Raw genomic sequence first — 10,286 nt, forward strand, 5'->3', positions numbered from 1 at the left:
CCGACCAGTGTACGCCGATCTACGTCAGCGTGCGTTGAAATACTTCGCTTCGGGGTGGTGGATGACGATCGCGTCGGTGGACTGCTCGGGGTGGAGCTGGAATTCCTCCGAGAGGTGGACGCCGATGCGCTCCGGCTGGAGGAGGTCGGCGATCTTGGCGCGGTCCTCCAGGTCGGGGCAGGCGCCGTAGCCCAGGGAGAAGCGGGCTCCCCGGTACTTGAGGTCGAACATGTCGGCGACGGCGGCCGGGTCCTCGCCGCCGAAGCCGAGCTCGGCGCGGACGCGGGCGTGCCAGTACTCGGCCATGGCCTCGGCGAGCTGGACGGAGAGTCCGTGCAGCTCCATGTACTCGCGGTAGGCGTCGGCGGCGAACAGCTTGGCGGTGGCCTCGCCGATCTTGGAGCCGACGGTGACGACCTGGAGGCCGACGACGTCGGTCTCCCCGGACTCCTCCGGACGGAAGAAGTCGGCGAGGCACAGGCGGCGGCCGCGGCGCTGGCGGGGGAAGGTGAAGCGGGTGCGCTCGTTGCCCTGCTCGTCGAGGATGATCAGGTCGTCGCCCTTGGAGACGCAGGGGAAGTAGCCGTAGACGACGGCGGCTTCGAGCAGGTTCTCGGTGTGCAGCTTCTCCAGGAGGCCGCGCAGGCGCGGGCGGCCCTCGCTCTCGACGAGCTCCTCGTAGGTGGCTCCGCCGGCGCGGGCCTGCTTGAGGCCCCACTGGCCCTTGAAGAGCGCCTGCTCGTCCAACCAGGAGGCGTAGTCCTTGAGCGGGATGCCCTTGACGACGCGGGTGCCCCAGAAGGGCGGGGTGGGGACGGGGTTGTCGACGGAGACGTCGGAGCGGCCGCCGCTCTCCTCGGGCTCCTCCACCTGGAGCGCGGCGGTGTCGCGCTTGGCGACGCGGCGCTGCTTGAGCTCGGGCAGGGTGGCGCCGGGGACTCCGCGCTTGACGGCGATGAGGGCGTCCATGAGGCGCAGGCCCTCGAACGCGTCGCGGGCGTAGCGGACCTCGCCCTCGTAGATCTCGTGGAGGTCCTGCTCGACGTAGGCGCGGGTCAGGGCGGCGCCGCCGAGGATCACCGGGTAGTCCGCGGCCAGCTTGCGCTGGTTCAGCTCCTCCAGGTTCTCCTTCATGATCACGGTGGACTTCACGAGGAGGCCGGACATGCCGATGACGTCGGCCTTGTGCTCCTGGGCGGCTTCGAGGATCGCGGAGACCGGCTGCTTGATGCCGATGTTGACGACGTTGTAGCCGTTGTTGGTGAGGATGATGTCGACGAGGTTCTTGCCGATGTCGTGGACGTCGCCGCGGACGGTGGCCAGCACGATCGTGCCCTTGCCCTCGTCGTCGCTCTTGTCCATGTGCGGTTCGAGGAAGGCGACCGCCGTCTTCATGACCTCGGCGGACTGGAGGACGAAGGGGAGCTGCATCTGGCCGGAGCCGAACAGCTCGCCGACGACCTTCATGCCCTCCAGGAGGGTGTCGTTGACGATGTCGAGGGCGGGGCGGTCCTGGAGGGCCTCGTCGAGGTCGGCCTCCAGGCCGTTCTTCTCCCCGTCGATGATGCGGCGCTGGAGGCGCTCCTCCAGGGGCAGGGCGAGGAGTTCCTCGGCGCGCCCGGCCTTGAGGGACTTGGTGTTGACGCCCTCGAAGAGGGCCATGAGCTTCTGCAGGGGGTCGTAGTCGCCCTCGCGGCGGTCGTAGATCAGGTCGAGGGCGGTGTTGACCTGCTCGTCGTCGAAGCGGGCGATCGGCAGGATCTTGCTCGCGTGGACGATGGCGGAGTCCAGGCCCGCCTTGACGCACTCGTCGAGGAAGACGGAGTTCAGCAGGACGCGGGCGGCCGGGTTCAGGCCGAAGGAGATGTTCGACAGGCCCAGGGTGGTCTGCACGTCGGGGTGGCGGCGCTTGAGCTCGCGGATCGACTCGATCGTCGCGATCCCGTCCTTGCGGGACTCCTCCTGCCCCGTGCAGATCGTGAACGTGAGGGTGTCGATGAGGATGTCCGACTCGCGGATGCCCCAGTTGGTGGTGAGGTCCTCGATGAGGCGTTCGGCGATGGCGACCTTGTGCTCGACGGTGCGGGCCTGACCCTCCTCGTCGATGGTCAGCGCGATCAGCGCCGCGCCGTGCTCCTGCGCCAGACGGGTGACCTTCGCGAAACGCGACTCCGGCCCGTCACCGTCCTCGTAGTTGACGGAGTTGATGACCGCACGCCCGCCCAGCTTCTCCAGACCCGCCTGGATGACGGGGACCTCGGTCGAGTCCAGCACGATCGGCAGGGTGGAGGCGGTGGCGAAACGGCCGGCCAGCTCCTGCATGTCGGCCACGCCGTCACGGCCCACGTAGTCCACGCACAGGTCCAGCATGTGCGCGCCCTCACGGATCTGGTCCCGGGCCATCTCCACGCAGTCGTCCCAGCGGGCATCCAGCATCGCCTCACGGAACTTCTTCGACCCGTTCGCGTTCGTCCGCTCACCGATCGCCATGTACGAGGTGTCCTGCCTAAACGGCACCGTCTGGTACAGCGACGCCGCACCCGGCTCCGGCTGCGGAGAGCGCTGGGTGATCGCCGCGCCCCGGACCCGCTCCACGACCTGCCGCAGGTGCTCGGGAGTGGTACCGCAGCAGCCGCCCACCAGCGACAGCCCGTACTCGCGGACGAAGGTCTCCTGCGCGTCCGCGAGCTCGGGGGCCGACAGCGGGTAGTGCGCGCCCTGCTTCGTCAGTACCGGCAGGCCCGCGTTCGGCATGCAGGACAGCGGGATGCGGGCGTTGCGGGCCAGGTAGCGCAGGTGCTCGCTCATCTCCGCGGGACCCGTCGCACAGTTCAGACCGATCATGTCGATCCCGAGCGGCTCCAGAGCCGTCAGCGCCGCCCCGATCTCGGAACCCAGCAGCATCGTGCCGGTGGTCTCGACGGTGACGGAGCAGATGAGCGGGACGGTGACGCCGAGGGCCTCCATGGCGCGGCGGGCGCCGATGATGGAGGACTTGGTCTGCAGGAGGTCCTGGGTGGTCTCGACGAGCAGCGCGTCGGCGCCGCCGGAGATCAGGCCTTCGGCGTTGATCTGGTAGGCGTCGCGGATCTGGGCGTAGGTGATGTGGCCCAGGGTGGGCAGCTTGGTGCCGGGGCCGATGGAGCCGAGGACCCAGCGCTGCTGTCCGGTGGAGGCGGTGAACTCGTCGGCGACCTCGCGGGCGATGCGGGCGCCGGCCTCGGACAGCTCGAAGTTGCGTTCGGGGATGTCGTACTCGGCCAGGGCCGCGTAGTTGGCGCCGAAGGTGTTGGTCTCGACGCAGTCCACGCCCACCGAGAAGTACGCCTCGTGGACCGAGCGGACGATGTCGGGGCGGGTGACGTTCAGGACCTCGTTGCAGCCCTCCAGCTGCTGGAAGTCCTCCATCGAGGGGTCCTGTGCCTGGAGCATGGTTCCCATGGCTCCGTCGGCGACGACCACGCGGGTCGCGAGCGCCTCTCGGAGGGCATCGGCCCGTGTCTGGGTGTCTGCGGGCGGGTTCGGCAACGAGGCCATGGTTGAGCTCCCTGGGCTGCGACGGCTGTCGGCTTTGCACCCTCTGTGTCAAGGGTGCACGCGGTCAGGGTAACCGCGCGGCGGCGGACCCGGTGAGGGCGTCCCACGTGGCGGACTGCATCCTGTGGCCGGGAGCCGCGTGGAAAGGTGCACCGGGCACGCCGCACCGTAAAACACCCAACCATGCACGAGGTCGGCATCGACCGATAGTGTTCAGCATTGTCGAACTACGTCAGCAGGAGGCTGCGCGATGGCACGGAACATCCAGTCGCTCGAACGAGCCGCTGCGATGCTGCGGCTCCTGGCCGGCGGGGAACGCCGGCTGGGCCTCTCGGACGTGGCGTCCTCCCTGGGCCTGGCCAAGGGCACGGCGCACGGGATCCTGCGCACGCTGCAGGCCGAGGGTTTCGTGGAGCAGGACCCTGCCTCCGGGCGCTACCAGCTGGGCGCGGAGCTGCTGCGGCTGGGCAACAGCTACCTGGACGTGCACGAGCTGCGCGCCCGCGCGCTGGTGTGGACGGACGACCTGGCGCGGGCCAGCGGCGAGAGCGTGTACGTGGGCGTGCTGCACCAGAGCGGGGTGCTGATCATGCACCACGTGTTCCGGCCGGACGACAGCCGTCAAGTGCTGGAGGTGGGGGCGATGCAGCCGCTGCACTCCACGGCCCTGGGCAAGGTGCTGTCGGCCTACGACCCGGTGGCGCACACGGAGGCCCTGGACGCGGAGCGGGAGGCCTTCACGCCCCGCACGGTGACCGACGCGGCGGGCTTCGAGGGCCTGCTGGACCTGACCCGGGCGCGCGGCTGGGCCTCGGACGTCGAGGAGACCTGGGAGGGCATCGCCTCGGTGGCCGCCCCCATCCACGACCGGCGGCGGATGCCGGTCGGCGCGGTGGCCGTCGCGGGCGCCGTGGAGCGGGTCTGCGGGGAGTCCGGGGAGCCCCGGCCGGCCCTGGTGGCCTCCGTGCGGGACTGCGCGCGGTCGGTTTCGCGCGATCTCGGCGCGGGCCGGTTCTGAGCTTGACCTGATCCATTCGGTCCACCCAATGACCCCCCTCGCGGGTCATTCGGGTGGACTTTGGCGTTTTCGGATCGGCCATTGGCCTGATTTGGGCGATCGTACCGAGTGGTAACGATCCGGTTCTTTGACCTGGTCAGCCCTTGACGCGTTCTTCACCCAGGCGGAAAACTGCCGTTCATCGGTCGGCATTGTCGAACAGCTACCGGCAATACGCGTTAGGCTGTGGCGAGGCCATGGACCGGTGAAGCACTCACCGAGTGTGCGGACCACCGGAGGGACCCGGTGTCCGCCCACCCCTGGACGTAAGACAAAGGAGTCGCGGGTGTCCAGCTCCGACATCTTCATCGGCGAGACCATCGGTACCGCCCTGCTCACTCTGCTCGGCGGCGGCGTGTGCGCCGCCCTCACGCTCAAGAGCTCCAAGGCCCGCGGCGCGGGCTGGCTCGCGATCACCTTCGGGTGGGGCTTCGCGGTCCTGATCGCCGCCTACGTCTCCGCGCCGCTCTCCGGCGCGCACCTCAACCCGGCGGTCACGGTCGGCATCGCCGTCAAGACCGGCGAGTGGGGTGACGTCCCCGTCTACTTCGCGGGCCAGCTGCTCGGCGCCATGCTCGGCGCGGTCCTGATGTGGATCACCTACTACGGCCAGTTCCGCGTGCACCTGGCGGACCCCGAGAACATCAAGGACGCCAAGCTGGGTCCGGAGGACCCGCACCCGCACGACCAGGCCGGCCCGGTCCTCGGCATCTTCTCCACCGGCCCCGAGATCCGCAACGTGGTCCAGAACCTCGCCACGGAGATCATCGGCACCTTCGTCCTGGTCATCGCGATCCTGACGCAGGGCCTCCAGGACGGCGGCAAGGGCCTCGGCGTCATCGGCGTCCTGATCACCTCCTTCGTCGTCGTCGGCATCGGCCTCTCCCTCGGCGGTCCGACCGGCTACGCCATCAACCCGGTCCGCGACCTCGGTCCCCGCATCGTCCACGCCCTGCTCCCGCTGCCCAACAAGGGCGGCTCGGACTGGGGGTACTCCTGGATCCCGGTCGTCGGCCCGCTCGTCGGTGCCGCGCTCGCCGGCGGTCTGTACAACATCGCGTTCGCCTGATCAGCTTCGGCCGCGCTCGCAAGAACCGCACCGCCCTCCTGATTCCGCCTACTCAACAGACCTGCCAGGAGCAGCCATCATGACCAGCAGCACCGGCCCCTTCATCGCCGCGATCGACCAGGGCACCACCTCCTCCCGCTGCATCGTCTTCGACCGCGACGGCCGCATCGTGGCCGTCGACCAGAAGGAGCACGAGCAGATCTTCCCGAAGCCGGGCTGGGTCGAGCACGACGCCGTCGAGATCTGGACCAACGTCCAGGAGGTCGTCGCCGGCGCCATCGCCAAGGCCGAGATCACCGCCGCCGACGTCAAGGCGGTCGGCATCACCAACCAGCGCGAGACCACCGTCCTGTGGGACAAGAACACCGGCGAGCCGGTGCACAACGCGCTGGTCTGGCAGGACACCCGCACCGACGCCCTGTGCAAGGAGCTCGGCCGCAACGTCGGCCAGGACCGCTTCCGCCGCGAGACCGGCCTGCCGCTGGCGAGCTACTTCGCCGGCCCGAAGGTCCGCTGGCTGCTCGACAACGTCGAGGGCCTGCGCGAGCGCGCCGAGGCCGGCGACATCCTCTTCGGCACCATGGACTCCTGGGTCATCTGGAACCTCACCGGTGGGGCCCAGGGCGGTGCGCACGTCACGGACGTCACCAACGCCTCGCGCACCATGCTGATGAACCTGCACACCCTGGCCTGGGACGAGAAGATCGCCGAGTCGATGGGCGTCCCGCTCAACGTGCTCCCCGAGATCCGGTCCTCCGCCGAGGTCTACGGCCACGTCAAGGAAGGCGTCCTCGCGGGCGTCCCGGTCGCCTCGGCGCTCGGTGACCAGCAGGCCGCCCTCTTCGGCCAGACCTGTTTCGCCGAGGGCGAGGCGAAGTCCACCTACGGCACCGGCACGTTCATGCTCATGAACACCGGCGACAAGATCATCAACTCCTACAGCGGCCTGCTGACCACGGTCGGCTACCAGATCGGCGACCAGAAGCCGGTCTACGCCCTGGAGGGCTCCATCGCCGTCACCGGCTCGCTCGTCCAGTGGATGCGCGACCAGATGGGCATGATCAAGACCGCCGCCGAGATCGAGACCCTCGCGCTCTCGGTCGAGGACAACGGCGGCGCCTACTTCGTGCCGGCCTTCTCCGGCCTGTTCGCCCCGTACTGGCGCTCCGACGCCCGCGGTGTGATCGCCGGCCTCACCCGGTACGTCACCAAGGCGCACATCGCCCGTGCCGTCCTGGAGGCCACCGCCTGGCAGACCCGCGAGATCACCGACGCCATGACCAAGGACTCCGGCGTCGAGCTGGCCGCCCTCAAGGTCGACGGCGGCATGACCTCCAACAACCTGCTGATGCAGACGCTCTCGGACTTCCTGGACGCCCCCGTGGTGCGCCCGATGGTCGCCGAGACCACCTGCCTCGGCGCCGCCTACGCCGCCGGCCTGGCCGTCGGCTTCTGGCCCGACACCGACGCCCTGCGCGCCAACTGGCGCCGCGCGGCGGAGTGGACCCCGCGGATGCCCGCCGACCAGCGGGACCGCGAGTACAAGAACTGGCTCAAGGCCGTCGAGCGGTCCATGGGCTGGATCGACGACGAAGACGCCAGCTGACGCACCGGCTGAGCCGATCGACGAGGAGCTGAAAGAGATATGAGCACCCTGCAGAGCGTTCCCGCCCTGGGCACGCACCCGACTTCCGGTGCCAACGCGAGCCGCGCGGAGACCCGCGAGCAGCTCTCGAAGGCCACGTACGACCTGCTGGTCATCGGCGGTGGGATCCTGGGCACCTCGGTGGCCTGGCACGCCGCGCAGTCGGGTCTGCGGGTTGCCATGGTGGACGCCGGCGACTTCGCCGGCGCCACCTCCTCGGCCTCCTCGAAGCTCGTCCACGGCGGTCTGCGCTACCTGCAGACCGGCGCGGTCAAGCTGGTGGCGGAGAACCACCACGAGCGTCGGGTGCTGGCCAAGGACGTGGCCCCGCACCTGGTCAACCCGCTCACCTTCTACCTGCCGGTCTACAAGGGCGGTCCGGTGGGTGCGGCCAAGCTGGGCGCGGGCGTCTTCGCCTACTCCGCCCTCTCGGCCTTCGGCGACGGCATGGGCAAGGTCATATCGCCGGCCCGTGCCGTCGCCGACAACCCCGGCCTCAAGACGGACAACCTCAAGGCCGTCGCGGTCTACTACGACCACCAGATGAACGACTCCCGCGTCGCCGTGATGACGGTCCGCGCGGCCGTCGAGTCCGGCGCGGTCGTCCTCAACCACGCCGAGGTCACCGGCCTGCGCATGACGCGCGGCCGGGTCAGCGGCGCCGAGCTCAAGGACCGCCTGGACGGCACCGAGTTCGGAGTCGACGCGCGCGTCGTGCTCAACGCCACCGGCCCGTGGGTGGACCACCTGCGGCGCATGGAAGACAAGCACGCGATGCCGTCGATCCGCCTCTCCAAGGGCGCGCACATCGTCATGAAGCGCAAGTCGCCGTGGAAGGCCGCCATGGCCACCCCGATCGACAAGTACCGCATCACCTTCGCCCTCCCGTGGGAGGACCAGCTGCTGCTCGGCACCACCGACGAGGTGTACGAGGGCGACCCGGCGGACGTGCGCGCCACCGAGTCCGACATCCAGCAGATCCTGGACGAGGCCGCGTTCTCCATCAAGGACGCCGACCTCGACCGCTCGCTGATGACGTACGCCTTCGCCGGCCTGCGCGTGCTCCCCGGCGGCCCCGGCGGCGTCGAGAAGGCCAAGCGCGAGACGGTCGTCTCCGAGGGCGCGGGCGGCATGCTGTCCGTGGCCGGCGGCAAGTGGACCACGTACCGCCACATCGGCCGCGTGGTCATGGACAAGCTCGCCAAGCTCCCCGGCAGCCCGCTGACCGAGGACATGGAGCCGGTGAAGTCCCTCGTGCGCCGCGTCCCGCTGCCCGGTGTCGCCAACCCGAACGCGGTCGCGCACCGCCTGCTGGTGGACCGCGAGCCCGGCGCCCGCATGGACCCGCTGACCGCCCGCCACCTGGCCTCGCACTACGGCTCGCTGGCCTTCGACATCGCCCGCCTGGCGAACGAGGACGCGGCGCTGGCCGAGCGCATCCACCCGGACGGTCCGGAGATCTGGGCGCAGGTCGCCTACGCCCGCGACAACGAGTGGGCCGAGACGGTCGACGACGTGCTGCGCCGCCGTACGACGGTGACGGTCCGCGGCCTGGACGACGAGGCCGTACGGGCCCGCGTCGAGGAGATGCTGGGCCGCAAGGCATAGCTCGTACGCAGGTGGGGAAGAGGGGCGGTTCCGAGGGGAACCGCCCCTCTGTCGTGGGCTGTGGCCGACGCACCACGAAGGCTTAGGCTGGCCCACGTACGCAAGGAACTTCGGAAGGAGACCTGGGTGATCGAGCTTGAGGGCGTGCCCGAGCTGATCGACCCGGTCATGGTGGCCGCGTTCGAGGGCTGGAACGACGCGGGCGACGCCGCCTCCGGTGCGGTGGCGCACCTGGACCGGGAGTGGAAGGGCGAGGTGTTCGCGGCGCTGGACGCCGAGGACTACTACGACTTCCAGGTCAACCGGCCGACGGTGTGGCTGGACAACGGGGTCAGGAAGATCACCTGGCCCACGACGCGGCTGTCGGTGGTCCGGATCGGCGGCGCGAAGCCGCGCGACCTGGTGCTCGTACGGGGCATCGAGCCGTCCATGCGGTGGCGGTCGTTCTGCAACGAGCTGCTCGGGTTCGCGCACGAGCTGGGCGTCGAGATGGTCGTCATCCTGGGCGCGCTGCTGGGCGACACCCCGCACACGCGGCCGGTGCCGGTCAGCGGGGTGACCTCGGACGCGGACCTGGCGCGGACGATGGACCTGGAGGAGACGAAGTACGAGGGCCCGACGGGCATCGTGGGGGTGCTCCAGGAGGCCTGCACGCACGCCGGGGTCCCGGCGGTCTCGCTGTGGGCGGCGGTGCCGCACTACGTGTCGCAGCCGCCGAACCCGAAGGCGACGCTGGCGCTGCTGAACCGGCTGGAAGACCTGATCGACATCCGGATCCCGCTCGGCGAACTGCCGGAGGACGCGCGGGCGTGGCAGCTGGGCGTGGACCAACTGGCCGCCGAGGACAGCGAGGTCGCGGAGTACGTCCAGACGCTGGAGGAGGCGCGGGACACCGCCGATCTGCCGGAGGCGTCGGGTGACGCGATCGCGCGGGAGTTCGAGCGGTACCTGCGGCGGCGGGATCCCTCCGCCGCCGCGGAGCAGCCGGGCGACGGCTCGTACCTGCGGGACACCTCCAGCGGCCTGACACGGCCCCCGCGCCGCCGCCCGGACCCGTCCGGGGAGGAGCCCCCGGCCCCGCCGGAACCGGACGAGCCGGGCGACACCCCGGAGGCGTAGCCCTGCGGGGCGGCCCGGGGTCGCCGCTGCGCGGGCGGCTCGCGCCGTGCGCCCGGGCCGGGGAGACGCCGCTGCGCGGGGCGGTCCCCTACCCGCCCTTCCACCGTTCCCAGGGGCTCCGCCCCAGACCCCGCGCCTCAATCGCCGGCGGGGCTGGAATTTCGCTGCGCGAAATCCAGCCCGCGCGGCGTTTGAGCGCAACGGGGTCAGGGGCGGAGCCCCTGGGAACGGTGGAAGGGCGGGTAGGGGAC

General features: G+C 70.3%; 6 protein-coding genes. 5 read left to right on the forward strand and 1 reads right to left on the reverse strand.

Going from position 1 to position 10,286, the window contains the following annotated elements:
* Nucleotides 1–24: 24 nt before the first annotated feature.
* Nucleotides 25–3,537 (reverse strand): methionine synthase, encoded by a 3,513-nt coding sequence (gene metH, locus ACQKM2_RS35335; RefSeq protein ID WP_427717076.1) that lies wholly within the window; start codon nucleotides 3,535–3,537, stop codon nucleotides 25–27.
* Between the two features lie 250 nt (nucleotides 3,538–3,787).
* On the opposite strand from metH, the gene ACQKM2_RS35340 reads away from it, so the two are divergent.
* The 5 genes from ACQKM2_RS35340 to ACQKM2_RS35360 all read left to right on the forward strand — a co-directional run bounded on the left by ACQKM2_RS35340 (nucleotide 3,788) and on the right by ACQKM2_RS35360 (nucleotide 10,035).
* Nucleotides 3,788–4,555, forward strand: coding sequence for an IclR family transcriptional regulator (locus tag ACQKM2_RS35340; RefSeq protein ID WP_405981468.1), 768 nt, complete (start codon nucleotides 3,788–3,790; stop codon nucleotides 4,553–4,555).
* 325 nt (nucleotides 4,556–4,880) lie between these two features.
* Nucleotides 4,881–5,663, forward strand: coding sequence for an MIP/aquaporin family protein (locus tag ACQKM2_RS35345; RefSeq protein WP_405981467.1), 783 nt, complete (start codon nucleotides 4,881–4,883; stop codon nucleotides 5,661–5,663).
* Between the two features lie 79 nt (nucleotides 5,664–5,742).
* Nucleotides 5,743–7,269, forward strand: a complete 1,527-nt coding sequence (gene glpK / locus ACQKM2_RS35350; protein WP_427717078.1) for a glycerol kinase GlpK — start codon at nucleotides 5,743–5,745, stop codon at nucleotides 7,267–7,269.
* A gap of 39 nt (nucleotides 7,270–7,308) precedes the next feature.
* Entirely contained in the window at nucleotides 7,309–8,916 is a 1,608-nt protein-coding gene (locus tag ACQKM2_RS35355) for an FAD-dependent oxidoreductase (protein WP_427717080.1), read from the forward strand.
* A gap of 126 nt (nucleotides 8,917–9,042) precedes the next feature.
* Complete coding sequence (locus tag ACQKM2_RS35360) at nucleotides 9,043–10,035, forward strand: PAC2 family protein (RefSeq protein WP_427717081.1); 993 nt, start codon at nucleotides 9,043–9,045, stop codon at nucleotides 10,033–10,035.
* Nucleotides 10,036–10,286: the final 251 nt, after the last annotated feature.

The sequence above is a fragment of the Streptomyces sp. NPDC004126 genome, from assembly GCF_050275515.1.
In the GTDB taxonomy this organism is placed as follows: domain Bacteria; phylum Actinomycetota; class Actinomycetes; order Streptomycetales; family Streptomycetaceae; genus Streptomyces.